The organism is Olsenella profusa, assembly GCF_016900315.1.
In the GTDB taxonomy this organism is placed as follows: Bacteria; Actinomycetota; Coriobacteriia; order Coriobacteriales; family Atopobiaceae; genus Thermophilibacter; species Thermophilibacter profusus_A.
Window position 1 is genome coordinate 1 of record NZ_JACSNQ010000005.1, and the last position, 25,139, is coordinate 25,139.

Here is a 25,139-nt window from a genome sequence, read left to right on the forward strand (position 1 = left end):
CACCGCCCCGCAGCCCACGACAAGGCAGGGCGCACCCCGGACGCTTCCCCCTCTTCGTCGACCTCACGGGCGCGCCCTGCCTTGTCGTGGGCTGCGGGGCGGTGGGGAGCCGGCGGGCGAAGGCCCTGCTCGCCCACGGGGCGCAGGTGTGCGTGGTGGACCCGCACGGCACGGGGCCCGAGGGCGCGCGCTGCCTGGCCCGCGCCTACGAGCCCGGCGACGAGGAGGGCATGCGCCTCGTAGTGGCCGCAACAAGCAATCGCGCCGTCAACGCGCTCGTGGCGCGCCGGTGCCGGGCGGCCGGCATCCCGGTGAGCGTCGCGGACGCCCCGGCGGAGGGGAGCTTCGCGTTCCCCGCGCTCTGCGAGACCGACCGCCTCGTTGCGGGCGTGGTGTCGCGCGCGGGGGAGCACGCGCTCGTGTCGGCTGCCGCCGCGGTCGTGCGTGGCGACCTTGGCTGGACGGAGAGGGCTTGGGGGGACGTGGAATGACGGTCGTGAGGATCGGGACCCGGCGCAGCCGGCTGGCGATGGTCCAGGCGGAGCTAGTGGCGCAGGGCATCACGCGGCTCCACCCGGAGGTCCGCTGCGAGGTGGTCGGCTACACCACCGCGGGCGACGTCGTCCTCGACCGCCCGCTCGAGGAGGTGGGTGGCAAGGGCCTCTTCGTGCAGGAGCTCGACCGCGCGCTGCTCGAGGGCCGCATCGACCTCGCCGTTCACAGCTACAAGGACCTGCCCGCCGAGCTCTCGCCGGGCGTTGTGGTGGCGGCTTGCTCGCCGCGCGAGGACCCGCGCGACGCCCTCGTCCTCCCCGCGGGCGCAGGGCCGCTGCCCGAGGGCCTTCCCGACGCCGACCTCGTGGCGCGCCTGGCGGCGACCGGCCTGCCCGTGGGCTGCTCGTCCGCGCGCCGCCGCGTCCAGCTGCAGGCGCTCTTCGGGCCGAGCCTTCGCGTTGAGTCGGTGCGCGGGAGCGTGCCCACGCGCCTGGAGAAGCTCGACCGGGGAGGCTTCTGCGCCCTGGTCCTGGCCATGGCTGGCCTGCGACGGCTGGGCCTCGAGGGCCGCGCAAGCCGCGTGCTCTCGCCCGACGAGATGGTCCCGGCCGCCGGTCAGGGCGCCATGGCGCTGTGCGCGCGGGCGGGAGAGCCGCGCCCCGAGCTCGATGGCTACGGAGACGCGGCGGCGCACCTCTGCGTGCGTGCCGAGCGGGCGTTCACCCGCGCCCTCGGCGCCACCTGCGCCTCGCCCGTCGGCGCCTACGCGCGCATCGAGAAGGACGGCAGGCTGCGGCTCTCCGTCTTCTACGGCGGCAGGCGGGAGGTCGTCTGCGCGCCGGAGGAGGCCGAGGCGGTGGCGGCGCGCCTGGGCAGGGAGGTGCGGGACCGTGGCAACCACTGATCAGGAGCTCGTCCGCCGGCGAGAAGAACGTGGCGGCGCGGCGGGAGACGGATGCACGGCAGGTGTCGGGCGCGCGCCGGATACGGGCTGCACGCCGGCCTCCGGCTGCGCCCTCGTTGCGCTCGTGGGTGCGGGCCCCGGCGACCCGGGCCTGCTCACGGTGCGCGCCCGCGATCTTCTCAACCGCGCGGACGTGGTGGTGTACGATCGGCTCGTCTCGCCCGCGACGCTTGCGCTTGCCGCGCCTCACGCCCGTCTTGTCGACGTGGGCAAGCATGCCGGAAACCACCCCGTTCCGCAGGGACAGATCAACGAGCTGCTGGTGGAGGAGGCCCGTCGCGTGGGCGTCGGCGGGCTCGTGGTGCGCCTCAAGGGCGGGGACCCGTACGTCTTTGGGCGCGGCGGAGAGGAGGCGTGCCGGCTCCGTGAGGCGGGTGTCCCCTTTGAGGTGGTCCCCGGCGTCACGAGCGCCGTCGCCGTGCCGGCGCTTGCCGGCGTCCCCGTGACGGACCGGCGCTGCGCGTCCTCCTTCCACGTGGTGACTGCGCACCGCCGCGCCGGGGAGCCGCTGGACATCGACTTTGGGGCGCTCGTGCGGGCGGGCGGCACGCTCGTCTTCCTCATGGCGGTCTCCACGCTGGGCGAGGTCTGCGCGGGGCTTGCCGCTGCGGGCATGGACCCCCAGACCCCGGCTGCCGTCATCGAGCGCGGCAGCCTTCCTGAGCAGCGCCGCATTGACGGGACGCTGGCAACGATCGAGGGGCGTGCCCGCGCCGCGGCCGTGGAGAGCCCGGCCGTCCTCGTGGTGGGCGCGGTCTGCGCGCTTGCGCCCCACCTCGACTTCCACTCCCGTCTGCCCCTCGCCGGGCGCCGCGTTATCGTGACGCGCCCGCGCGACCGCGCGGAGGGCCTGGCCGCGCGGCTCGCCGCCCTCGGCGCACGCGTGGACCTCGTGCCGTGTGTGGAGACGCGTTCGGTTCCGCCCGTTCTTCTCGCCCCGGTCGTGGAGCGCGTGCCGGAATTCTCGTGGGTGGTCCTCACGAGCACCTTCGGCGTGCGCTGTCTCATGGCCGCCCTGGACGCGGCGGGCCGGGACGTCCGCTGGCTCGCGGGCGCGCGCGTCGCGGCGATCGGCTCCGCAACGGCGGCCGAGCTCGCGCGACGGGGTGTGCGCGCCGACCTCGTGCCCGCGGTCTACGATGGCGCGCACCTCGGCGTCGCGCTTGCCGAGGCGGCCGCCCCGGGCGATTGCGCGCTGCTCTTCCGCGCTGCGGCCGGAACGGCCGACCTGCCTGACGCGCTCGACGCCGCGGGCGTGCCCTACGAGGACGTGGCCGCCTACGAGACCGTCCTTGCCCCGGAGCCTGCGCCCGAGGGGCTGGCCGCGGCGCTTGCCGCCGGCGCGGTCGACGCGGTCACCTTCACGAGCGGGTCCACCGTGGAGGGCTTCGCGCACCTCTTCCCGGACGCGCCCTCCTGGCGCCTTGTTGCCGTCTGCCTGGGGGAGCGCACAGCCGCGCACGCCCGCGCGCACGGCTACCAGGTCGTCGTGGCGCCCGAGGCGACCGTCGACGCCCTTGCGCGCGCCGTCGCGGGCGTACAATTCAGCGCGTAGGGCCTGGCCGGCGCCTGCCGCCAAGGCCGACCGCCGCAGGGGAGGGAGCCCCAGATGAAGCTCGTCATCGCATCCGACATCCACGGTGCCGCCGACGCCTGCGCGCGCCTCATGGCCGCCATTCGGGAGGAGCGTCCCGACCGCGTGGTTCTTCTCGGCGACCTGCTCTATCACGGGCCTCGCAACAACCTTCCCGCAGACTACGAGCCCAAGCGCGTCATCGAGATGCTCAACTCCCTGGCGCCGCAGGTCATCGCCGTGCGCGGCAACTGCGAGGCCGAGGTCGACCAGATGGTGCTCGGATTCCCCTGCATGGCCGACCACAACGTCCTCTTTGACGAGGCAGCCGGCGTGACGCTCTTCCTCACGCACGGCCACGTCTACGGGCCCGGCTACCACAACAGCGTGGACAGGTGGCCCGCGCTGCCGGAGCGCTCGGCCTTCGTCTACGGCCACACGCACATCAAGGTCAACGAGGCGAGCTCGTCGCACCCGGGCGCGTGGGTCTTCAACCCCGGCTCCGTGGGCATCCCCAAGGACGGCACGGCCAGCTACGGCGTCTACGAGAACGGTCGCTTCGCGCACCGGCTGCTGTAGCGGCCGCGGGCCCGGCGTCCGGCGCCGGGATGCGCGGCCGCGCTGAAATTAATCCACATTTGGTTTTGTGAATTCGACAAAACGCCAGTTGGCGATTAGCCGGGCCTCTTCAAATGTGGATTATTTTTCCGGCACCCGCCAATCGGGCCCCGGCGCCGCCCGCAAGCGAGCCCGGCCCCCTGGGCAAGAGCCCCTGCTGCCCCATCGCCCGCCCTCCGTCACGCCCCACCGCACGCCGAGACCCCACGTTTTCGCCCTGCTCCGCCACCTCAAATCCCTGCGTCAAAAAATCTAATGTGTGGAGACTTAGATTATGTATAGAATCGCAACGCATGGGGGATAAACTCAAGCGTACAGAAACGTAAACCACGCGACCCGGGCGCACGCGGCCCGGCGCAGGAGAAGGAGAGCAACCATGGGCAAGATTCTCGGCATCGATCTGGGCACCACCAACTCCGCGATGGCGGTCCTCGAGGGCGGCGAGCCCACGATCATCGTCAACGCCGAGGGCGACCGCACCACCCCGTCCGTCGTCGGCTTCCGCGCCGACGGCGACCGCATCGTCGGCAAGGCGGCCAAGAACCAGGCCGTCACCAACCCCACCAACACGGTCTTCTCGATCAAGCGCTTCATGGGTCGCCGTTACGACGAGGTGACCTCCGAGCTCAAGACCGTCCCGTACAAGGTCAAGAGCGGCACCGGCTCCCGTGCCGTCGTGGAGATCGACGGCGAGGACTTCACCCCGGAGCAGATCAGCGCCATGATCCTCTCCAAGATGAAGGCCGACGCCGAGAAGTACCTTGGGGAGCCGGTCACTGACGCCGTCATCACCGTCCCGGCCTACTTCAACGACGCCCAGCGTCAGGCCACCAAGGACGCCGGCAAGATTGCTGGCCTCAACGTCCAGCGCATCGTCAACGAGCCGACGGCCGCCGCGCTTGCCTACGGCCTTGACAAGAAGGGCATCGACCAGAAGGTCCTCGTGTTCGACCTCGGCGGCGGCACCTTCGACGTCTCCCTGCTCGACCTTGCCGACGGCGTCGTCGAGGTCCTGGCCACCAACGGCGACAACCACCTCGGCGGCGACGACTGGGACCAGCGCGTCATCGACTGGCTGGCTGACAAGTTCCAGGCTGACAATGGCATCGACCTGCGCAAGGACCCGATGGCCCTGCAGCGCCTGAAGGAGGCCGCGGAGAACGCCAAGAAGGAGCTCTCCTCCGCCCAGCAGGCCCAGATCAACCTGCCGTTCATCACCGCTGACGCCACCGGCCCGAAGCACCTCGACTACACACTGACCCGCGCCGAGTTCGAGCGCATCACGCGCGACCTGCTCGACCGCTGCAAGGAGCCCGTCACCAAGGCTCTGCGTGACGCCAACCTGCAGATCTCCGAGGTCAACGAGGTCATCCTCGTTGGCGGCTCCAGCCGTATGCCCGCCGTGCAGGAGCTCGTCAAGCAGATGACCGGCAAGCAGCCGAACATGTCCGTGAACCCGGACGAGGTCGTCGCCGACGGCGCGGCCGTCCAGGGCGGCGTCCTCACCGGCGATGTCTCGGGCATCCTGCTGCTCGACGTCACGCCGCTGTCCCTGGGCGTCGAGACCATGGGCGGCGTCATGACCAAGATGATCGACCGCAACACCACGATTCCGACCTCCAAGACCGAGATCTACTCCACGGCCGCCGACAACCAGACGTCCGTCGAGATCAACGTCCTGCAGGGCGAGCGTGAGATGGCCGCGGACAACAAGTCCCTCGGCAAGTTCAACCTGACCGGCATCCCGGCCGCTCGCCGCGGCGTGCCGCAGATCGAGGTCACCTTCGACATCGACGCCAACGGCATCGTGAAGGTCACCGCCAAGGACAAGGCCACCGGCAAGAGCCAGCAGATCACCATCTCCGGCTCCACCGCCCTCTCCGACGACGAGGTCGACCGCATGGTCAAGGACGCCGAGGCCCACGCCGAGGAGGACAAGAAACACAAGGACGAGATCGAGGTCCGCAACCAGGTCGACTCCCTGGCCTACTCCACCGAGCAGACCCTGAAGGACCTGGGCGACAAGGTTCCGGCCGACCAGAAGAAGCAGGCCGAGGACGCCGTGGCCGAGGCCAAGAAGGCCCTCGACGGTACCGACGTGGACGCCATCCGCGCCGCCGGCGACAAGCTCCAGGAGGTCGGCCACAAGCTCGCCGAGGTCGTCTACGCCTCCACGCAGGAGCAGACCAGCAACGGCGGCTCCGACGCCGGCAACGGCTCCGCGAGCGACGTCGTGGACGCCGACTACGAGGTCGTCGACGACGACAACAACAAGTAGTCTGCGCGACCGCGCAGTCTGAGTGAAGACAAGGGGCGGCCACGGCTGCGCGGCCGCCCCTTGATACAAGGGGACAGCCCCTTCGTATCATCGAGGCTCTAGAGGAGGGTGACGTGAAGGTGCCCATCGAGGTTGAGGACGAGAAGGACGAGGCCGTCGAGCCGGACGAGGTGAGCGAGGCCGAGGCGGCCGAGCCGCAGGACGGGGCCGCGCCGAGCGCGGAGTCCGACGCTGGCGCCGAGGCCCCGGCAGGCTCCGACGAGCTCGACCCGGACGAGGAGCGCGCCCGCGTGGAGGCTGCCATCCGTGCCGGCGAGGAGGCCGCCGAGCGCGAGCTCGCGGCCGACGCCGGCAAGATTCGCGCCGAGCGCGACGAGCTCCAGAAGAAGCTCGCGTCCGTGGAGGATGAGATCGAGGCCGCAAAGAAGGAGGCCGCCGACGCCAAGGACCGGCTCGTGCGCCTGCAGGCGGACTGGGACAACTACCGCCGCCGCACCGCCGCGGAGCGCATCGCCGAGAAGGAGCGTGCCGCAGAGAAGCTCGTGTGCGACCTGCTCCCCGTGATCGACGACCTCGAGCGTGCCATTGAGCACGCCGGCTCCACCGACGCCGAGGCGCAGACCACGCAGATGCAGCAGTTCGTTGAGGGCGTCTCGGCGGTCCACGCCAAGATGCTCGCGGTTCTCGCCAAGGAGGGCGTCGAGCCCATCGACCCCGCCGGCCAGCCGTTCGAGCCGCTGTCCCACCAGGCCGTCGGCCGCGTGGAGGACAAGGACGCCTACGACGAGACGGTGGCCCAGGTCTACCAGAAGGGCTATAAGATGGGCGACAAGGTCATCCGCACCGCCATGGTGACGGTGACCTACGGCGGCCCCAAGCGGCCCGCGGAGGAGCCGTCCGAGGCGGGCGGAGCGGATGCCGAGAAGGGCGCGCCCGACGAGGCGACGGATAAGAACCGGTAATCCCACGCGCCCGAGCCTGAGGTTCGGGCGCGACTTTTGGCGGAGGGCCGGGCGCCGGCAAGGTGCCCGGGGCCCGTCCGCGCAGAGCAGAGACCGAAAGGGGGCTCGTGCAGAGGCCATGGCTACTAAAAAGAGTTTCTACGACGTTCTGGGCGTGAAGCGCGACGCTTCCGAGGACGAGATAAAGAAGGCGTTCCGCAAGCTTGCCGCGAAGTACCACCCCGATGCCGGCGGCGACGAGCAGAAGTTCAAGGAGATCAGCGAGGCCTACACCACGCTGTCCGACCCGCAGAAGCGTCGCGAGTACGACCAGATGCTGATGTTCGGCGGCATCCCCGGGGCCGACTTCGGTGGCTCGGGCGGGCGCGGCCGCTACACCTATACCACCAACGTGGGCGGCGACTGGTCCGACATCTTCAACAACATGCGCAACGGCGACGGCGCGTTCGGCGGCTTCGACTTCTCGTCAATCTTCGGCGGCGCGGCCGGGGCGCGCGCGGCGAATCGCCCCACCAAGGGCAGCGACCTCACGATGTCCGTCGACGTCTCCGCCGAGGAGGCCTTCCGCGGCGCCACCCGCAGGGCGACCTACCGGATCCCCTCCACGGGCGAGGAGCAGACGCTCACCATCAAGATCCCGGCCGGCGCGGTGAACGGCGGCAAGCTTCGCTACCGCGGCCGCGGCGAGTACGGCACCAACGGCGGCGACCGCGGCGACCTCGTGATCACCACGCACGTGGCCGAACATCCCGTGTTCAAGCGCGACGGCGCGGACGTGCGCATGGAGCTCCCGCTCTCCATCTACGAGGCCACGCTGGGCGCCACGGTGGACGTGCCCACGCCCGACGGCACCGAGGTGCGCCTCAAGGTGCCCGCCGGCACGCAGGACGGCAAGACCTTCCGCTTCCGCGACCTCGGCGCGCCCAACGTCAAGCGCAAGGGCACGCGCGGCGCGCTCTACGTGACCGTGCGCGTGAAGGTCCCGACCATGCTGAGCAAGAAGGAGCGTGACGCGCTGGAGGCCCTGCGTGACGCGGACACGCGCGACTACCGCGAGGAGGTCAACCGCTATGGCACGCACCGGTAGCGAGGAGGGCGACCGCCCGCGCGAGCTCGGCCGCGGCGAGGACCGCGACAAGCCCCTCTACATGATCAGCGTGGCGGCCGAGCTCACGGGCATGCACCCGCAGACCCTGCGCGTCTACGAGCAGAAGGGCCTCGTCACGCCCGGCCGCTCGCGCGGCAACACCCGCCTCTACTCGCGGGCCGACATCGACCGGCTCAACCTCATATCCAAGCTCACCGACGAGGGCATCAACCTCGCCGGCGTGGTCCGCATCCTCGACATGCGCGAGCGCATGCAGGAGCGGGAGCGCGAGCTCGACGAGCTGCGTGACCGCGTGCGCGAGCTCGAGGAGGAGGTCCACGAGTTCCGCGTCAAGGAGCGCATCACCACGCTGGCCCGCTACGACGCCTCCTCCAACCCCGAGCAGGTCATGCGGAGGCTCCTGCTGGGCAGCTCCGACGACGAGGGCGACGCCTAGCGGCCCCAACCCCCGGCGAGAAGAACCCGGCGAGAAGAACCTCAGCTCGAGGTTCTTCTCGCCGTTTTGTTTGCGCGCAACTCGCTTAAAGTCACGCTTCTGAGCTCCAAAGCGTGACATCGAACGAGCCGCGTCGTGCCAGCTCGCTCTAAGTCACGCCTCTGAGCTCGGAACCGTGACCTAGAGCGAGCCGGCCCGCGACCCCGCGCCCGCATCCCGCGATAAATCGCGCCATGCAGAAAATCTATTACATAGAGACTTAGATTTGCGTATAAGCCCCAGCTCTCGCGGGAAGAATAGCTGTTGACTAACAGCGAACCCAAAGGGGGCAATTATGAGACTCGACAAGTGGGCGGTCACGGCGCAGGAGGCGCTGCAGGCCGCCATCGGCATCGCGACGGATGCCAACGCGGGCCAGCTCATGCCCGTGCACGTGCTCAAGGCGCTGCTCAGCTCCGGCGAGCAGAACCTGCGCGCCATCATCGAGCGTGTGGGCGCGGACCCGGCCGTCATCGAGGGCCAGGTGGACGAGGCCATCGCGCGCCAGCCGCAGGTCTCCGGCGACACCGCGCAGCTCGGCATGGGCGATGCCACCGTGCGCGTGGGCAACGCGGCGGAGAAGCTCGCCAGCAAGATGGGGGACTCCTACGTCACCTCGGAGCACCTGCTCTGCGCGCTCGCGGACGACAAGACCGAGGCCGGCTCCATCCTCAAGGCCGCCGGCGTCACGGGCAAGCGCGTGGAGGAGGCCTACAACTCCCTGCGCGGTGACGAGCGCGTGACCAGCCAGGACTCCAAGCCGGAGTTCGAGGCGCTGGAGAAGTACGGCCGCAACGTGACCGACCTCGCGCGCCAGGGCAAGCTCGACCCGGTCATCGGCCGCGTTGAGGAGATCCGCCGCACCATCCAGGTGCTCAGCCGCCGCACCAAGAACAACCCCGTCCTCATCGGTGAGCCGGGCGTGGGCAAGACCGCCATCGTGGAGGGCCTGGCCCAGCGCATCGTCAACGGGGACGTGCCGTCCACCCTGCGCGACAAGGACATCATCGAGCTCGACATGTCCGCGCTGGTGGCGGGCGCCAAGTACCGCGGCGAGTTCGAGGACCGCCTGAAGTCCGTGCTCAAGGAGGTCGAGAAGTCCGACGGCAGGATCATCCTGTTCATCGACGAGCTGCACACCATCGTGGGCGCGGGCGCCACGGAGGGCTCCATGGACGCCGGCAACATCCTGAAGCCGGCCCTGGCCCGCGGCGAGCTTCATGCCATCGGTGCCACCACGCTCGACGAGTACCGCAAGTACATCGAGAAGGACGCTGCCCTTGCCCGCCGCTTCCAGACCGTCATGGTCTCCGAGCCCACGGTGGAGGACACGATCTCCATCCTGCGCGGCCTCAAGGAGCGCTACGAGCAGCACCACCGCGTCCGCATCACGGACTCCGCGCTGGTGAGCGCCGCAGACCTCTCCAACCGCTACATCTCCGACAGGTTCCTGCCGGACAAGGCCATCGACCTGGTGGACGAGGCGGCGAGCCGCCTGCGCATGGAGCTCGACTCCATGCCGGCCGACATCGACGCCGTGGACCGCCAGCTCACCCAGATGCAGATCGAGGAGCAGGCTCTCATGAAGGAGGAGGACGAGGCCTCCAAGGAGCGCCTCGCCACCCTGCGCGGCGAGATAGCCACCACCCGCGAGAAGCTCGACGGCATGAAGGCCAGCTGGGAGAATGAGAAGGGCGCCATCGACCGCGTGCAGGACCTCAAGTCCAAGATCGAGGACGCCAAGACCGAGATGGAGCGCGTGACCCGCGAGGGCGACCTCGCGCGCGCCTCCGAGCTGCGCTACTCCACGATCCCAAGCCTGCAGAAGCAGTACGACGAGGCTGAGGCCGCGCTCACCGCCAAGCAGGAGGCGGGCGGCCTGCTCAAGGAGGAGGTCACCTCCGAGGAGATCGCCGAGGTGGTCTCCGCGTGGACGGGCGTGCCCGTGTCCAAGATGATGCAGGGCGAGATGGACAAGCTCAAGAACCTCGAGGCCGAGCTCCACAAGCGCGTCGTGGGCCAGGACGAGGCCGTCTCCGCCGTTGCCGCCGCCGTGCGCCGCAGCCGCGCCGGCCTCTCCGACCCTGACCGCCCGATCGGCAGCTTCTTCTTCCTCGGCCCCACCGGCGTGGGCAAGACCGAGCTCGCCAAGGCGCTCGCCGACTGCCTCTTTGACGACGAGCGCGCGCTCGTGCGCATCGACATGTCCGAGTACATGGAGAAGTTCAGCGTCCAGCGGCTCATCGGCGCGCCCCCGGGATACGTGGGCTACGACGAGGGCGGCCAGCTCACGGAGGCCGTGCGCCGGCGTCCGTACAGCGTCATCCTGCTGGACGAGATGGAGAAGGCGCACCCCGACGTCTTCAACATCCTGCTGCAGGTGCTCGACGACGGTCGCCTCACGGACGGCCAGGGCCGCGTAGTGAGCTTCAAGAACACGATCATCATCATGACGTCCAACGTGGGCAGCCAGTACATCGCCGGCGTCAACGCCTCGAGCGACCCGGAGGAGGTCCAGCGCCAGGTCAACGACGCCCTGCGCCAGACCTTCAAGCCGGAGTTCCTGAACCGCATCGACGACGTGGTGGTCTTCCACGCCCTCGGCCTCGAGGACATCGAGAAGATCGTGGACATCCAGCTCAAGGACGTCCGCAAGCGCCTCGAGCGCGACCGCATCCAGCTGGAGCTCACGCCGGCGGCCAAGCAGTCGCTCTCCCTTGACGGGCTCGACCCGGTCTACGGCGCGCGCCCGCTCAAGCGCCTCATCCAGCGCCAGGTGGTCGACAACGTGGCCAACCTCATCATCGACGGCAAGCTCGGCGAGGGTGACGTGGTCCGCGTGGACGTGGGCGACGACGACCGGCTCTTCGCCGCGCGCGACGACGCGGCGTCTGAGCGCCGGCGCGCCGGCGGCCCGGCGGCGCCCGACTCCGAGGACGAGCCCATCGAGCCCGACGCCATGGAGTAGCCAGACGGCGTAGCAAAACGGGACAGACCGCAGGGGGCGGAGGCTCATGCCGGGCCTTCGCCCCTTTGTCGTGCCCCGCGCGCTACCATGTCAAAAGACGGTTGAGAACACGGGAGGTGCGCGGTGGAAGAGCGTGACGAGAAGAACCTGGGGCGGCGGCCCATCGCCGTGCCCGATCCCGCCGCGGCGCCAGGCCCCGACGCCACGGTCCTGGCCGCCGCGCCCGGCACCGATTCCGACGCCACGGTCCTTGCGAGCCCGGACCCCGACGCCACGGTCCTGGCCGCCGCGCCCGACCCCGCTATGCCGCCCGATCCGTACGCCACGCAGCTGGCGGCCGCCGCCGGTCCCGACGCCGTCCCGACGCGCCGCGTCCCGTCCGCGGACGCGCTCCCCACGATCTCGCTCGACGACGCTGCGGGCTCCGCGCCCACGACGGCCGCCCCTCCCGCGGTCTCCTCACCCACGAAGGTCGTCCCGTCCGCCGTCCCCGCGAGGGACGGCATCGACGCCTTGGACGACCCGTACTTCTCGCCGGCCGTGGCCGCCGACCTCACCGAGGCGCAGCCGATGGTCTCCATCCCCTCGCCGGTCGAGAGCCTGCCCGAGCGCAAGCGCCGCCTGCCGCGCTGGGCGGTCGTCCTGCTGGTGCTCGCCCTGGTCGCCGCCGCTGCGGGCGTGGCGTGGTACACCTACGACCAGGAGCTCTGGGGCGGCCGCACCGTGCCGTCGGTCGTGGGCATGAGCGAGCAGGAGGCCACCGACGCCCTCGAGGCGCTCGGCTTTGCCGTGACGGTGGACTACCAGCCCGGCGACGACGACTTCGGCACCGTCCTCTCCTGTAGCCCCGAGCCCGGCGTGCGCGCGGACACCTCCGCGGGCGCCACCATCACCGTGGCTGCCGAGCGCGTGATTCCCGAGGTCGTGGGCAAGGACGTTGAGTCCGCCGAGTCCGCGCTTCGGGACGCGGGCGCCTACAACATCGAGATCACCTACCGCAACTCCTCGGAGGCCGAGGGGACCGTCGTGGAGGTGAGCCCCGCCGCCGGCGAGCCGTTCGTGTCCTCGGACACCGTGACGCTCACCGTGGCGCAGCCCTTCACCGTGCCCAACGTGGAGGGCATGAGCGTCCAGGACGCCCAGGCCCTGCTCGACTCCGAGGGGCTGGCGTCCAGCGTGACCTACGTGGAGTCCGACGCGGAGAAGAACACCGTGGTGGGCGTGAGCCCCGGCGTCGGCGAACGCGTGGACGCCGGCTCGACCGTGGAGCTCTCCGTCTCCACGCCCTATCCGTCCGAGCCGTGGGATCTGCTCGCCTACTTTGACGCCACGCCGCAGGAGATCTCCGCCTACCTTGCGGACGAGGGCTTCTCGCCCACGCACGCCTCGATCTACGCTTCCGGCGGCCATGCCGACGCGGCGTACGCGGACGCCGACGGGGACGTCCTCAAGGTCTCTGACACCCCGGAGAGCGCCAGCTATGGTGCTGAGTCGACCACCGACGTGCTGGCCGAGGGCGCCGGGATCGGCGGGGTGCGCTACGTGTTCTCGTCTGCGTCCGTTCCGGAGGGCGGTACCGCAGAGAGCGAGGCCGGCGTGCGTGCCGTGATGGCGGCGTGCGGGCTCGACGGCCTCATAGACACCTGCACGCAGGACTCGATCGAGATGCCGCAGGAGCGTCCCGAGGACATGCCGCACTTCATCTGCGGGTACGGGCGCCAGGAGGACTACACCTGGGCCGTCATCATCGGCGGCTACGAGGGCTCCACCAAGGTGGTGGCGCTTGCGGCGCCCACGGAGCACTTCTCGGGCATCGGCCTCTCGGGCTACGGCGGGCGCGTCTGCGACTACGTGGCCGCCACCGACCTCTTTACGGAGTGATCTGCATGGCTGACAACGGCACGTCTGGCGAGAAGAACGAGCGGACGGCGGCTCCCGTCCCGGCGTCGGCCGCCCCGGCGGCGACGCACGCCCCGGCGCCCGCGCGTGACGAGTTCATCCGCGCCGAGAACGAGGACGACGACGGCTACGACCCGTACTCCGATCGCCGCCCGGACCCAGAGCCGCTCTTCGAGCGCGACCCCTGGGCGTAGGGCATCAGGCCGCGCCGTCGGGGAGGAAGCCCCGCGCGCGGCACGCCCCTTCCGCCGTGAGGTCGTGGGCCTAGCCGACCTAGCTCGTGGCGCCCCAGTTGGTCTGCATGTACTCCCACAGCACGAACACCACCACCGCAAGAATCGCGAGCACCGCAATGGCCGCTAGGGCCGTCTTGATGCGGGTCTTGCGCTCGCGAGAGGCGAAGATGTCCCGACGGCCCTTGGGAATCTCCAGGTACTGACCATAGTGGAGGTCTCGCCTGAGCTGGGCCCCCTCGGCTCGGGAGCGACGGTACGCGCGCCCCGAGAAGGCGCCCCCGCGCGTGGTGAAGCCGGAGTCATGGGCAAAGGTCTCGGGCTCGCCCTCCTCGAGCGCAAAGTCATCGATGGGCTCCACGCTGCGGTGGGCCGGTCGCTGGCGGACGTAGGGCGTGCGCTCCGCGGGCGCCGCCTCGGGCTCCGTGACCTCGTTCTCGAGCTCGTTGTCTTCGCTCATGTGAATCTCCGATGCCGTTCGTGCGGGCAGTGCCTACCATGATAGAGCAGCCCGGGCGGGGGTGGGACCCCGTCGGAAAGACCATACAAACCGTAAGGAAAGCCGGGGCGTGGGCGATGCGTCCCGCAGGCGACGTGCGTTCTTCTCGCCACCAAGCGCGTATTTGCCCCGTCCCTCCCGCCCCATGGCCCAGTGCCAGTAGCTTTCAGAAATCTAAGCCATACACGCTTAGATATGATGAGTATGTGACGCTCAGAAAACTTCGAGTCTGACGCATAAACTTCGCGCGCGGGGGAACAAGTAACCATGAGCAACAAGGGCGCCGGAAAAACAGGCGCCCGCATCACGGAGGAGTGATAACAATGGCAAGCATGATCCCTTACACTCGCGCACTTCGCAACTGGCCCTTTGATGACATCGACCGCTTCTTTGACGCCCCGTTCGCGGCGCTGTCCACCGGTAACGCGGGCTTCAAGATGAACGTCGAGGATGCCGGTGACAGGTACGTCGTCACCGCCGAGCTCCCGGGCGTCAAGCGTGACGAGATTGACGTTGAGCTCAACGAGGGCCGCCTCTCCGTCTCCGTGGACAAGAAGGAGTCCGACGAGGAGAAGAACAAGAACTACCTCTACAAGGAGAGCGGCGAGTGGAGCGCCACGCGCGGCGTGTACCTCAAGGACGCCGCGGTCTCCGGCCTGTCCGCCAAGCTCGAGGGCGGCGTCCTCACGGTGAACGTCCCCAAGCAGCAGGAAAAGACCAACGTCACCAAGATTGCCATCGACTAGCTACAGCCGACGCGTAGATGCCTTCAGCGGGGCCGGTCCTTCGGGGCCGGCCCCTTCTGTGTGTGGTCGAGACCTGTCCGGCAGGAAGGGGGCGTTACCCGGCGAGAAGGGCCTCCCGCCTACCACACCGAGAGCGGCCAGTCCTGTGCGGCGCAGCAGATCGTGAGGCGGCCGTCGGGCGTGCGGGCCTCGGGCCGGCCGTCCTCGCCGGCGCGGACCTCGGCCCCCACCGCCTCGGCCAGCGTGCGCACCGCGACGCTCGGCCGGTTGTTCTCCTGAGAGAGGTGCATGGCAACCACCGTCTCCGTGTCCGGTCCCACGAGCTGCTCCAGCGCCGCGGCGGCCTGCGCGTTGGAGAGGTGGCCGGTCGGCCCGCCCACGCGCGCCTTGAGGTAGGCGGGGTAGGGGCCGGTGGCGAGCATGTGCTCGTCGTGGTTGGACTCAAGCGCCAGCACGCGCACGCCGGACAGGGCCTCGAGCGCCTCGGGCCCCAGCTCGCCGGTGTCCGTGCAGTAGCCGAGCGCGTCGTCGTCCGTGGAGAAGCGCAGACCCACGGGGTCTGCCACGTCGTGCGAGGTGGGGAACGTGCGCAAGCGCATCCCGGCAAGCTCGACCTCGTCGGAGTGGCCCACGATCGTGAACGGCAGGCCGCTCAGGTAGCTGCGCGCCCCCACGGTCCCCGCCGTGGCCACGAGCTCGCCCTCGAAGTGGTTGCAGAAGACCGTGAGGCCGGCCACGTGGTCGGAGTGCTCGTGCGTGAGCACCACCGCGCTCACGCGCCCCATGTCCACCCCGAGCTCGCCGGCGCGGCCCATCAGCGCGCGCCGGGAGATCCCGCAGTCCACCAGCACCATGCCGCCCGGGCCCTCCACCACGGCGGCGTTGCCCTTTGAGCCGCTGGCCAGCACGTGCAGGTGAATCTCGGGGGTCATGGGCGTCCTCTCGGTGTCGTACACTTGTTCATGGGCGTGCGATTGCCACAAAGGTGCCGCGCCCGACTCTCTAGGGTAGGTTTGGAGGCCGTGCATGCCAAGCGTTTCTCGCCGATACGCAACCTCGCGGAGCCGCTTCGAGCGGCCGAGCGGCCAGGTTGACGAGGGGCTTGCCGCGCCGGTGGTGCTCATGGTCTCCGGCGGCGCGGACTCGACGGCGCTGCTCGTGCTGGCGGCCACCTCTGCCCTGGACATCGACGACGGTCGCGGCCAGGCGCGCATCGCCCGCGAGCGACTCCACGTGCTGCACGTCAACCACCGCCTGCGCGGCATAGACGCCGAGGAGGACGAGGAGTTCGTGCGGGACCTCGCCGGACGCTACGGCATCCCCTGCACCATTCGCCGCGTGGACGTGGCCGCCATCGCCGAGCGGACGGACGGCAACGTGGAGAACGCGGGCCGCGCGGTGCGCTACGCCGAGGCCACGCGCCTGGCCAACGAGCTCTCCGAGCAGTTCGGCACCCCGCGCTCGGCCGCGCGGATTCTCACCGCCCACACCGCCGACGACCGTGCGGAGACCTTCTTCATGAACGCCATCCGCGGCACCGGGGCCTCCGGGCTCTCGTCCATCCCGCGCCGGCGCAACCGGATCGTCCGGCCGCTGCTGGACCGCACGCACGACGAGCTCTGCGACCTGCTGCGCATGCGCGGCATCGTCTGGCGCGAGGACGACACCAACGCCGACACCCACTACCTGCGCGCCTACGTGCGCCACGAGATCATGCCCGCCGCGCGCCGGCGAAACCCCCGCCTCACGGCGAGCCTCGCCACCACTTGCGACATCCTTTCGGACGAGGACGCCTACCTCACCGCCGTGGCCGCCCGCACCCTGCGCGACCTCACGCGCCGCGAGGACGCGGGGCTCCTGGTGCTGGACGCCGCGCGGCTCGCGGCGTCTGAGGTGGCGATCGCGCGGCGCGTGGTGCGCCAGTCCCTGCTCGCCGTGTGCCCGGAGGCCCGCCTTGAGGCGCGCCACGTGGCCGGCGTGCTGCGGGTCGTCGCGGACGGCGAGGGCTCGCTCACCATCCCGTTGGGCGTGGACGTGCGCGTGAGCCACGGGCTTCTCGCCATACGGGGGCGCACGGACGCGCCGGCGCCCCAGGCGGCGTGGCTGGAGGTGCCGGGCCGCCTCGCGCTCCCCGACGGCCGGGTGCTCGCGGCGCGCGTGGTGGAGGCCGAGCCGGGCGCCGACGTCGCGGCGCGCGCCCGCGCCCACGCGCTGGAGTGGGAGGGCAAGTCGGTCCTGCTTGACGCGCCGGCGGCGGGCGTGGACCCGGCCCGCGGCGGCCGGCTCTGGGTGGACGCGCCACACCCCGGCGACGTGCTCTGCCCCCTGGGGATGCACGGCCAGTCCAAGAAGGTGTCCGACCTTCTGGGGGAGGCCCGCGTGCCGCTGCCGGAGCGCCCGCTCGTGCCCGTGGTGCGCGCCTCGCCCACCGGGCGGATCGTGTGGGTGGCCCCGCTGCGCGCCGACGAGCGCGTCCGTTGCACGCCCGCCACGCGCTGGCTTCTGGAATTGACGCTCCTGCGCGCCACGTAGGCCGCCCTCGCTGCGGTATGCTTGCAGTTCCAGAGGACTGAGGGGGCGAGAGCCCACGGGCGGGACGGCGTCCCGCAGAAAGGGGAGTGCCATGGCCACGGAGATGCACCCTGACGTGAGTGAGATTCTGTTCAGCGAGGAGGACATCCAGGGTATCGTCCGGCGCATGGGCGCGCAGATCTCTGCCGACTATGCCGACAAGAACCCGCTGGTCGTGGCCGTGCTGCGCGGCGCCGTGGTGTTCACGGCCGACCTCATGCGCGCCATCACCTGCCCGATGGCCATCGACTTCATGGCCGTCTCCAGCTACGGCGAGGGCTTCAAGAGCTCCGGCGTGGTGCGGATCGTCAAGGACCTCGACACCAAGATCGAGGGCCGCGACGTGATCATCGTGGAGGACATCCTCGACTCCGGCCTCACCCTGTCCTACCTCGTGCGCCTGCTGGAGAGCCGCAACCCCGCCTCCGTGGAGGTGGCGGCCTTCCTCGTCAAGGATGTTGCCGACAACACCCCGGCCATCACCCCGCGCTACGTGGGGGCTCACGTGCCGGACGAGTTCATCGTGGGCTACGGCCTCGACTTTGCCGAGCGCTACCGCAACCTTCCCTACATCGGCATCCTCAGGCCCGAGGTCTACAAGAAGAAGTAGCCCCGCCCGGCGAGAAGAACCTGTGCCCGCGCGTCCGCGCCCAGCGGGCGGCGGGCCCTCGTTCTTCTCGCCGCTCGGGACGGCAAGGAGAAGTGCGTGCCAGAACAGAACGGCCCCCAGAACAACCACCAGCCCCAGACGCCGCACGGCCGGACGCCGCGCTCGGCTGTCATCTCCACGCTCATCGTCGTGGTCATCGTGGCATACCTGCTCTTCACTATGGGGCGCGGCCTTTTGGGGGGCGGGAGCCAGCCGGACGTGCTGCCCACCAACGAGTTCGTGACCGCAGTGAAGGACGGGCGCGTCGATGACGTGACCTACCACACCTCCGACGGCTCGCTCACCGGCTCGTACTGGTCCGAGGGCGCCGAGAAGGGCAACGATGACCAGCTCACGCCTTATACGAGCGTCTACGTTGGCTCCGACTCGCTGGCCGAGCTCATGGCCGACCACCCCGACGTCACCTACACCATCGACACCTCGGACTCGGGGCTGCTCGAGACCGTCCTCGTCTCCGTGGTGCCCACGCTGCTTCTGGTGGGCGTGTTCGTCTACTACATGAGCCGCATGTCCGGCCAGCAGGACCGCACGATGTCCTTCTCCAAGACGAAGGCGCTCACCGCCGAGGAGGAGCGTCCCAAGGTCACGTTTGCCGACGTTGCGGGCATCGACGAGGCGGTGGAGGAGCTCCAGGAGGTGCGCGACTTCCTGTCCGAGCCGGAGCGCTACCACAAGATGGGTGCCCGCATCCCACGCGGCGTGCTGCTGGTGGGCCCTCCGGGCACGGGCAAGACGCTCTTGGCCAAGGCCGTGGCTGGTGAGGCGGGCGTGCCGTTTTTCTCCATCTCGGGCTCCGACTTCGTGGAGATGTTCGTGGGTGTGGGCGCCTCGCGCGTGCGCGACCTCTTCAAGCAGGCCAAGGAGGCGGCGCCCTGCATCGTCTTCATCGACGAGATCGACGCGGTGGGCCGCCAGCGCGGAGCCGGCCTCGGCGGCGGGCACGACGAGCGCGAGCAGACCCTCAACCAGCTGCTCGTCGAGATGGACGGCTTCGAGGACAACTCCTCGGTCATCCTCATCGCCGCCACAAACCGCCCGGACATCCTCGACCCGGCGCTGCTGCGTCCCGGCCGCTTCGACCGTCGCGTCACGGTGGACCGCCCCGACGTGGTCGGCCGCGAGAAGATCCTCGAGGTGCACGCCCAGGGCAAGCCCTTTGCCGACGGGGTCGACTTCGAGCGGCTGGCCAAGGTGACGCCGGGCTTCACGGGCGCCGACCTCGCCAACCTCGTGAACGAGGCCGCGCTGCTCGCCGCGCGCCGCCACCTTGAGAAGATCGGCCCGGACGAGCTGGAGGAGGCCATGGAGCGCGTCATGGCCGGCCCCGAGCGCAAGAGCCGCGTCATCACGGAGAAGGAGCGCCGCGTCATCGCCTACCACGAGAGCGGCCACGCCCTGGTGGGCCACGTCCTGGAGAACTCCGACCCCATCCACAAGATCAGCATCGTGAGCCGCGGCCAGGCGCTCGGCTACACCATGCAGGTCCCCGAGGAGGACCACTTCCTGGAGACGCGTGACGGCATGCTCGACCAGATTGCGGTGCTCCTGGGCGGCCGCACGGCCGAGGAGCTCTTCTGCGACGACGTCACCACCGGAGCGAGCAACGATCTCGAGCGCGCCACCAAGCTCGCGCGCACGATGGTCACGCGCTACGGCATGAGCGAGGAGCTGGGCGCGCAGGTCTTCGGCGAGGCGCAGCACGAGGTCTTCCTGGGCCGCGATTACGCCAACCACCAGGACTACTCCGCCGAGACCGCCAAGCGCATCGACGACGAGGTGGAGCGCATCATGCGTGAGGGCCACGAGCGCGCCCGCACGGTCCTGGGCGCCCGCCGCGACCAGATGGACACCATGGCGCGCGTGCTCCTTGAGCGCGAGACCGTCGAGGGCGACGCCGTGAACGCCCTGCTCAACAACACCTGGGACGAGTACGAGGCCAACGAGCGGAGCGAACAGGACGAGTAGCCCCGGGGCCGGCGAGAAGGTCCGGCGCTCGCCCGCCGGAAGCCGCCGGGACAAGACCCGGCGCTCAGACAGCTTGCCGAGAAGAGCGCTCGGCAAGAACTCGCGGCGGGCCTTGTCCCGTCGCCTTCCGGCTGCGTTGACGTGTCTGGCCGGGCGAGAAGGTCCGCCGCGAGTTCCGCAGACGCGCGCCCTGTGCGCGGCGAGGACTGTCTGAGCGCCGGACCTTCTCGCCCGGCCCGTCTGGCGGCCCGGGCGCGTACAATGTGGGGCAGTCAGCGAACGAAAGGGGCACCCATGTCCATCAACGAGACGAGCCGCGCGTACGGCGCGCAGAAGTCATCCATCCGCGAGATCTCCGCCTACGCGGGCGCGCGCAAGGCCGAGATCGGCGCCGAGAACGTCTTTGACTTCTCGCTGGGCAACCCCTCCATCCCCGCGCCGGACGCCGTGCGCGCCTCCATCGAGAAGAGCCTTGCGCTGCCGGCCACGCAGCTCCACGGCTACACACCCGCCAACGGCCTGCCCGCCGCACGCGCGGCCGTGGCCGCAAGCCTCTCCCGCCGCTTCGGCGAGGGCGCGGCCTCCGCGGACGACCTCTACCTCACCTGCGGTGCCGCGGCGTCGCTCTCCATCACGTTCAACGCCATCGTCAACTCCGGCGACGAGGTCATCGTCGTCGCGCCGTACTTCCCGGAGTACCGCGTGTGGATCGAGACCTCCGGCGCCACCTGCGTGGAGGTCATGGCTGATGCCACGACGTTCCAGGTGGACGTGGACGCCGTGGCGGCCGCGATCAACGAGCGCACCAAGGCCGTGGTGATCAACTCGCCGAACAACCCGGTGGGCTCGGTGTACTCCCGCCAGAACCTCGAGGCGCTCGCCGTCGCCCTGCACGAGGCGGGGGAGCGCCTGGGCACCACCATCTACCTCGTGGCGGACGAGCCCTACCGTGAGATCACCTACGGCGCCGAGGTGCCCTGGGTGCCCGCCGTCTACGACCGTACCATCGTGTGCTACAGCTACTCCAAGAGCCTCTCGCTGCCGGGCGAGCGCATCGGCTGGGTGCTGGTGCCGCCCACCAACCCCGAGCACGACGACCTGCTGCTGGCCGTGGCGGGCGCTGGCCGCAAGCTGGGCTTCGTCTGCGCGCCGGCGCTCTTCCAGCGCGTGCTGATCGACTGCGTGGACTGCCCGAGCGACGTAGAGGCCTACGCCGAGAACCGCCGTGCGCTCACCGAGGGCCTGAGCCGCCTGGGCTACGAGTTCATCGAGCCCGAGGGCGCGTTCTACCTCTGGGTCAAGGCGCTCGAGCCGGACGCGGGCGCGTTCTTCGAGCGTGCCAAGGCGCTTGAGCTGCTGCCCGTCCCGTCCGACTCCTTCGGCTGCCCGGGATGGGTCCGCGTGGGCTACTGCGTCTCCCACGAGACGATCGTGAACTCGCTGCCCGCCTGGGAGAAGCTCGCCGCCAGCTATCGCTAGCCAAAGCGGGGCGGAGGACTCACATGCTGCAGAACCGCTGTGACGTGCACACGCACACGCTCTACTCGCGCCATGCGTACTCGACGCTGCGGGAGAACGTGCTCGCCGCGCACGAGGCGGGGCTGGAGCTCCTGGGCGTGACGGACCACTTCTCTGACATGCTCTTCCCGAACACGGACCTCCATCACGCCGACCTGCGCGACTACCAGCACTTCATCAACATGGGCATCTGGCCGCGCACGTGGGAGGGCGTCCGCCTGCTCCACGGGGCCGAGGCGGACATCCGCACGCTCGACGGGAGGCTCTTCGGGCAGGACATCGAGGTCACGGAGACCATCACGGGGGCGCGCTACCGCACGCCCCGCTCGCTCTTTGACCGTGCTACGTCGAGCTGCGACTACGTGATCGCGAGCGTGCACTACAAGGACTTTGCCAAGGACGCCACGATCGAGCAGACCACTCAGATGTACCTCGGTGCTCTCGCACAGCCCAAGGTGCTCGTGCTGGGGCATACCGGGCGCGCGGGCGTCCCGTTTGACGTTCGCGAGGTGGTGGGCGAGGCTGCGTGCCGGGGCAAGCTCATAGAGATCAACGAGCACAGCCTCGAGGGCACCGGCGGCTCCGGCCACACGTGGACGAGCTGCCGCGAGATCGCCCGGGCGTGCGCGGAGCAGGGATGCCAGGTCGTGGTGAACACGGACGCGCACGTGAGCCATGCGGTGGGTCGCACGCCGACGGCCCTGGCCATGCTTGAGGAGATCGGCTTCCCGCAGGAGCTCATCGCCACGCGCTCGGCCGAAGCGTTTCTCGCCGCGATGGCGGGGGCGGGGTTGGAGGTCCCTGAGTTCGGGGAGTGAGCTTTGGCGACAGAGCGCTGCCGTGCAGCTCCCTATAGCTTGATCGTGAGCTCCACGGGACAGTGGTCCGAGCCGTAGACCTCGGAGAGGATCGACGCCCCGGTCACGCGGTCGGCGATGTCGTTGCTCACGAGGAAGTAGTCGATGCGCCAGCCCGCGTTGTTCTTGCGCGCGTTGAAGCGGTAGCTCCACCAGCTGTAGGCGCCGGTCAGGTCAGGATGGCGTGCGCGGAAGGTGTCGGTGAAGCCGGCGTCGAGCAGCCGGGTGAAGCTCTCGCGCTCCTCGTCGGAAAAGCCCGCGTTGCCACGGTTGGGGCCCGGGTTCTTGAGGTCGATCTCCTCGTGTGCCACGTTGAAGTCCCCGCAGGTCACCACGGGCTTCTCGGCGGCGAGGCCGCAGAGGAACTCTCGGTAGCAGCTGTCCCAGGCCAGGCGCGTGTCGATGCGCGCGAGCTCGTTCTGTGCGTTGGGCGTGTAGACGTCCACGAACCAGTAGCTCGGGAACTCGAGCGCACAGACGCGCCCCTCGTTGTCCGCCTCCGGCGCGCCGATCTCGTGAATCACCCGCAGCGGCTCCTCGCGCGAGAACACCGCGGTGCCCGAGTACCCCTTGCGCTCGGCGTAGCTCCACGTCTGGTGGTATCCCGGCAGGTCGAGCTTGATCTGGCCCTCCTGGAGCTTGGTCTCCTGAACGGCGAAGACGTCCGCGTCGCACGCCTCCACCACGTCGACGAAGCTCGGGTCCTTCTTCATGACGGCGCGCAGGCCGTTGACGTTCCAGGAGATGAGGCGCAGCTCGCGGGCGTCTGACATGGGGGTCCTTTCCACAGGGCGAGATGCCGCCGGGCGCGTCCGTTGGGGCCGTCGTCGGCGGACGGCGCAGCTCCCGGCGTGACTATCCTAGCGTAATGTAGCCGGTTCCCTCGTCCGGGTCGACCGGGCCGGTCGGGCCAGCGTCCGGCGCGCCAAAGAGGAACTCCCGGATCCGCGGAAGCTCGCGCTGGGCCTGCTCGTGGCCGATCTGGTACTCCTCGGCCTGCTTGCGCGGGTCCGCGGTCCCGCTCTCCACGAGCATCTGGTCGGGGTAGATGATCAGGCAGCGCCCCTCCTCGGCCATGCGCTCCACGCGCTCGAGCTCCGCGTTATAGCGCTCCGAGCGCGTGAGCAGGGCCTTCCTGAGGTAGGGGTAGTCCCGCGAGACCAGCCGGTAGAGGCGCTCGTCCCTGGGGGAGAGCCCCGTCTTGCGGTAGCCGCGCGGGCGCGTTGCCACAAAGAGGAAGCGGTCGAAGCCGTCCTCCTCGGCCATGCCCACCGGGATGCCGGCGCCCGTGCCGAGGCCGCCGTCCATGAGCGTGACGCCGTCGACGGGGCGTGGCTTCATCATGCCGGGCAGCGTCGAGCTCGCCCGGACGAGGTCCATCAGGCGCTGCTGGTCGGTCATGTCCTCGCGGCGAAAGCGCACGGTGCGCCCGGTGTCGCGCTCGAATGCCTGGATGCAGAGGCGTGCGGGGTTTGCGCGGAACGTGTCCCACCTGAAGGGCCAGGTCCCGTCCTTTGCGGCCCGGTCGTAGATGTAGTCGGCGTCAAAGTAGCCCTTGCCGCGCACAATCGAGGACAGACCCACCGCCCGGCGCGCCCGGCCCGACAGGACAAAGGAGTGCTCCACGCGCCAGCGGTCGCGCGAGAGGTAGTTGACGGTGTTGCTTGCCCCGGCGGAGAGCCCGCAGACGTAGTCAAAGTAGATGCCCTGCTCAAGCAGGACGTTTGCGACGCCCGCGGAGAAGGTCCCGCGGTATCCGCCCCCCTCGAACACGAGGGCGCAGTCGAACACGTTGCTTGAGAGCTCTTCCATGGGACCTCCTTTGACGGTAGTGCCGACACAGAGTGCACAACACCTGACTCTTATGCCCCTCCCAAGGCCGGGCGAACCGTCCCAAACGGATTCTTCACGTGGCGCTACCATGGGCCCAGGCGGTCAGGTACGCTTGCCGCCCCACACAAGGAGGTCATCACATGGCACGCACGATAACCGATCCCACCGATGCCGCTTCCGTGCTCGCCGAGCGCTTCGCCGCGGCAAAGAGCGCCGTCTTCTTCGGCGGCGCCGGCGTCTCCACGGCCAGCGGCATCCCCGACTTCCGCAGTGCTGACGGCCTCTATCACCAGCACTTCGCGTACCCGCCCGAGGAGATGCTCTCGCACGGCTTCTTCGTCTCCCACACGAAGGAGTTCTACGACTTCTACCGGGAGCGCATGATCTGTCTCACGGCGCGCCCCAACCAGGCGCACGTCAAGCTCGCCGAGCTCGAGGCGGCCGGGCACCTCGCCGCGGTGGTCACCCAGAACATCGACGGCCTGCACCAGGCTGCCGGATCGTGTACGGTCCACGAGCTCCACGGCTCGGTCCACCGCAACGTCTGCCAGGAATGCGGCGCCGTCTACCCGGCGGAGTGGGTCATGCGGACCGCGGGCGTCCCGCACTGCGAGAAGTGCGGCGGCCTCGTGAAGCCCGACGTGGTGCTCTACGGCGAGCAGCTCGACGAGCAGGTTCTTCTCGCCAGCGTTGAGGCCATAGCGGCGGCTGACCTGCTGGTCATTGGGGGGACGTCACTTGTGGTGTACCCCGCCGCCGGGCTCGTGAACTACTTCCAGGGGGACGAGCTCGTGATTGTCAACCGGGACTCGACCCCGGCGGACTCCGGCGCCGACCTGGTCTGCGCGTGCGACATCGCCGCCGCCTTCAGTTTCTGAGCGGGCGCCGGTTCTCGCGGCAGCGGCCC

Annotated in this window: 22 protein-coding genes; 18 read left to right on the forward strand and 4 right to left on the reverse strand. The window is 69.8% G+C overall.

Annotated features, from left to right (window positions below; translation table 11 throughout):
- From H9X80_RS03760 to H9X80_RS03810, 11 genes are all read left to right on the forward strand, one after another.
- Positions 1-491: precorrin-2 dehydrogenase/sirohydrochlorin ferrochelatase family protein (locus H9X80_RS03760; protein WP_204793014.1), on the forward strand; the 491-nt coding region annotated here is incomplete at its 5' end.
- Positions 488-1,399: a hydroxymethylbilane synthase gene (gene hemC, locus H9X80_RS03765; RefSeq protein WP_204793015.1), complete on the forward strand. Its 912-nt coding sequence runs from the start codon at positions 488-490 to the stop codon at positions 1,397-1,399. The genes H9X80_RS03760 and hemC, both read left to right, overlap by 4 nt.
- Entirely contained in the window at positions 1,386-3,014 is a 1,629-nt protein-coding gene (cobA, locus tag H9X80_RS09365; protein ID WP_204793016.1) for a uroporphyrinogen-III C-methyltransferase, read from the forward strand. Before hemC ends, cobA begins: the two co-directional genes overlap by 14 nt.
- A 54-nt stretch (positions 3,015-3,068) precedes the next feature.
- Positions 3,069-3,611: a phosphodiesterase gene (gene yfcE / locus H9X80_RS03775; RefSeq protein WP_204793017.1), complete on the forward strand. Its 543-nt coding sequence runs from the start codon at positions 3,069-3,071 to the stop codon at positions 3,609-3,611.
- A 415-nt stretch (positions 3,612-4,026) separates the two neighbouring features.
- Positions 4,027-5,928: a molecular chaperone DnaK gene (gene dnaK / locus H9X80_RS03780; RefSeq protein ID WP_204793018.1), complete on the forward strand. Its 1,902-nt coding sequence runs from the start codon at positions 4,027-4,029 to the stop codon at positions 5,926-5,928.
- 113 nt (positions 5,929-6,041) lie between these two features.
- Positions 6,042-6,890 carry a nucleotide exchange factor GrpE gene (gene grpE / locus H9X80_RS03785; RefSeq protein WP_204793019.1) on the forward strand — a complete coding sequence of 283 codons (849 nt, stop codon included), beginning with the start codon at positions 6,042-6,044 and terminating at the stop codon, positions 6,888-6,890.
- Positions 6,891-7,008: 118 nt separating this feature from the next.
- A complete protein-coding gene (locus H9X80_RS03790) occupies positions 7,009-7,977 on the forward strand; it encodes a DnaJ C-terminal domain-containing protein (RefSeq protein WP_204793020.1) in 969 nt (322 codons plus the stop codon).
- The gene (locus H9X80_RS03795; RefSeq protein ID WP_204793021.1) at positions 7,961-8,434 is read left to right on the forward strand and encodes a heat shock protein transcriptional repressor HspR; all 474 of its coding nucleotides are present in this window, start codon (positions 7,961-7,963) and stop codon (positions 8,432-8,434) included. The genes H9X80_RS03790 and H9X80_RS03795 overlap by 17 nt, the downstream gene beginning before the upstream one ends.
- A 334-nt stretch (positions 8,435-8,768) precedes the next feature.
- Complete coding sequence (gene clpB / locus H9X80_RS03800) at positions 8,769-11,441, forward strand: ATP-dependent chaperone ClpB (protein WP_204793022.1); 2,673 nt, start codon at positions 8,769-8,771, stop codon at positions 11,439-11,441.
- Positions 11,442-11,564: 123 nt separating this feature from the next.
- A complete protein-coding gene (locus H9X80_RS09075; protein ID WP_204793023.1) occupies positions 11,565-13,322 on the forward strand; it encodes a PASTA domain-containing protein in 1,758 nt (585 codons plus the stop codon).
- A gap of 5 nt (positions 13,323-13,327) precedes the next feature.
- The gene (locus tag H9X80_RS03810; RefSeq protein WP_204793101.1) at positions 13,328-13,534 is read left to right on the forward strand and encodes a hypothetical protein; all 207 of its coding nucleotides are present in this window, start codon (positions 13,328-13,330) and stop codon (positions 13,532-13,534) included.
- Between the two features lie 79 nt (positions 13,535-13,613).
- On the opposite strand, the gene H9X80_RS03815 is transcribed toward H9X80_RS03810, so the two are convergent.
- Positions 13,614-14,033: a hypothetical protein gene (locus H9X80_RS03815; protein WP_204793024.1), complete on the reverse strand. Its 420-nt coding sequence runs from the start codon at positions 14,031-14,033 to the stop codon at positions 13,614-13,616.
- A 362-nt stretch (positions 14,034-14,395) separates the two neighbouring features.
- On the opposite strand from H9X80_RS03815, the gene H9X80_RS03820 reads away from it, so the two are divergent.
- Positions 14,396-14,818: an Hsp20/alpha crystallin family protein gene (locus H9X80_RS03820; RefSeq protein ID WP_204793025.1), complete on the forward strand. Its 423-nt coding sequence runs from the start codon at positions 14,396-14,398 to the stop codon at positions 14,816-14,818.
- Positions 14,819-14,937: 119 nt separating this feature from the next.
- Here H9X80_RS03820 and H9X80_RS03825 read toward each other — a convergent pair whose 3' ends face one another.
- Complete coding sequence (locus tag H9X80_RS03825) at positions 14,938-15,750, reverse strand: MBL fold metallo-hydrolase (protein ID WP_204793026.1); 813 nt, start codon at positions 15,748-15,750, stop codon at positions 14,938-14,940.
- A gap of 94 nt (positions 15,751-15,844) precedes the next feature.
- Between H9X80_RS03825 and tilS the strand changes: the two genes are divergently transcribed.
- From tilS to H9X80_RS03850, 5 genes are all read left to right on the forward strand, one after another.
- The gene (gene tilS / locus H9X80_RS03830) at positions 15,845-17,350 is read left to right on the forward strand and encodes a tRNA lysidine(34) synthetase TilS (RefSeq protein ID WP_204793027.1); all 1,506 of its coding nucleotides are present in this window, start codon (positions 15,845-15,847) and stop codon (positions 17,348-17,350) included.
- A 91-nt stretch (positions 17,351-17,441) separates the two neighbouring features.
- Positions 17,442-17,999, forward strand: coding sequence for a hypoxanthine phosphoribosyltransferase (gene hpt, locus H9X80_RS03835; RefSeq protein WP_204793028.1), 558 nt, complete (start codon positions 17,442-17,444; stop codon positions 17,997-17,999).
- Between the two features lie 96 nt (positions 18,000-18,095).
- Complete coding sequence (gene ftsH, locus H9X80_RS03840) at positions 18,096-20,024, forward strand: ATP-dependent zinc metalloprotease FtsH (RefSeq protein WP_342590863.1); 1,929 nt, start codon at positions 18,096-18,098, stop codon at positions 20,022-20,024.
- A 294-nt stretch (positions 20,025-20,318) separates the two neighbouring features.
- Complete coding sequence (locus H9X80_RS03845; RefSeq protein WP_204793029.1) at positions 20,319-21,503, forward strand: pyridoxal phosphate-dependent aminotransferase; 1,185 nt, start codon at positions 20,319-20,321, stop codon at positions 21,501-21,503.
- 23 nt (positions 21,504-21,526) lie between these two features.
- Positions 21,527-22,360 carry a phosphatase gene (locus H9X80_RS03850; protein ID WP_204793030.1) on the forward strand — a complete coding sequence of 278 codons (834 nt, stop codon included), beginning with the start codon at positions 21,527-21,529 and terminating at the stop codon, positions 22,358-22,360.
- 32 nt (positions 22,361-22,392) lie between these two features.
- On the opposite strand, the gene H9X80_RS03855 is transcribed toward H9X80_RS03850, so the two are convergent.
- On the reverse strand, positions 22,393-23,172 hold the full coding sequence (locus H9X80_RS03855) for an exodeoxyribonuclease III (RefSeq protein ID WP_204793031.1): 780 nt from the start codon (positions 23,170-23,172) through the stop codon (positions 22,393-22,395).
- Between the two features lie 82 nt (positions 23,173-23,254).
- A complete protein-coding gene (locus tag H9X80_RS03860; protein ID WP_204793032.1) occupies positions 23,255-24,211 on the reverse strand; it encodes a patatin-like phospholipase family protein in 957 nt (318 codons plus the stop codon).
- Between the two features lie 161 nt (positions 24,212-24,372).
- On the opposite strand from H9X80_RS03860, the gene H9X80_RS03865 reads away from it, so the two are divergent.
- A complete protein-coding gene (locus H9X80_RS03865) occupies positions 24,373-25,110 on the forward strand; it encodes an NAD-dependent protein deacylase (RefSeq protein WP_204793033.1) in 738 nt (245 codons plus the stop codon).
- Positions 25,111-25,139: the final 29 nt, after the last annotated feature.

What these genes read in the sequence shown, in the direction of transcription:
- hemC (WP_204793015.1), top strand. Translation starts at nt 488, where the DNA reads ATGACGGTCGTGAGGATCGGGACCCGGCGCAGCCGGCTGGCGATGGTC.
- yfcE (WP_204793017.1), top strand. Translation starts at nt 3,069, where the DNA reads ATGAAGCTCGTCATCGCATCCGACATCCACGGTGCCGCCGACGCCTGC.
- dnaK (WP_204793018.1), top strand. Translation starts at nt 4,027, where the DNA reads ATGGGCAAGATTCTCGGCATCGATCTGGGCACCACCAACTCCGCGATG.
- H9X80_RS03790 (WP_204793020.1), top strand. Translation starts at nt 7,009, where the DNA reads ATGGCTACTAAAAAGAGTTTCTACGACGTTCTGGGCGTGAAGCGCGAC.
- H9X80_RS03795 (WP_204793021.1), top strand. Translation starts at nt 7,961, where the DNA reads ATGGCACGCACCGGTAGCGAGGAGGGCGACCGCCCGCGCGAGCTCGGC.
- clpB (WP_204793022.1), top strand. Translation starts at nt 8,769, where the DNA reads ATGAGACTCGACAAGTGGGCGGTCACGGCGCAGGAGGCGCTGCAGGCC.
- H9X80_RS03810 (WP_204793101.1), top strand. Translation starts at nt 13,328, where the DNA reads ATGGCTGACAACGGCACGTCTGGCGAGAAGAACGAGCGGACGGCGGCT.
- H9X80_RS03815 (WP_204793024.1), bottom strand. Translation starts at nt 14,033, where the DNA reads ATGAGCGAAGACAACGAGCTCGAGAACGAGGTCACGGAGCCCGAGGCG.
- H9X80_RS03820 (WP_204793025.1), top strand. Translation starts at nt 14,396, where the DNA reads ATGGCAAGCATGATCCCTTACACTCGCGCACTTCGCAACTGGCCCTTT.
- H9X80_RS03825 (WP_204793026.1), bottom strand. Translation starts at nt 15,750, where the DNA reads ATGACCCCCGAGATTCACCTGCACGTGCTGGCCAGCGGCTCAAAGGGC.
- tilS (WP_204793027.1), top strand. Translation starts at nt 15,845, where the DNA reads ATGCCAAGCGTTTCTCGCCGATACGCAACCTCGCGGAGCCGCTTCGAG.
- hpt (WP_204793028.1), top strand. Translation starts at nt 17,442, where the DNA reads ATGGCCACGGAGATGCACCCTGACGTGAGTGAGATTCTGTTCAGCGAG.
- H9X80_RS03845 (WP_204793029.1), top strand. Translation starts at nt 20,319, where the DNA reads ATGTCCATCAACGAGACGAGCCGCGCGTACGGCGCGCAGAAGTCATCC.
- H9X80_RS03850 (WP_204793030.1), top strand. Translation starts at nt 21,527, where the DNA reads ATGCTGCAGAACCGCTGTGACGTGCACACGCACACGCTCTACTCGCGC.
- H9X80_RS03855 (WP_204793031.1), bottom strand. Translation starts at nt 23,172, where the DNA reads ATGTCAGACGCCCGCGAGCTGCGCCTCATCTCCTGGAACGTCAACGGC.
- H9X80_RS03860 (WP_204793032.1), bottom strand. Translation starts at nt 24,211, where the DNA reads ATGGAAGAGCTCTCAAGCAACGTGTTCGACTGCGCCCTCGTGTTCGAG.
- H9X80_RS03865 (WP_204793033.1), top strand. Translation starts at nt 24,373, where the DNA reads ATGGCACGCACGATAACCGATCCCACCGATGCCGCTTCCGTGCTCGCC.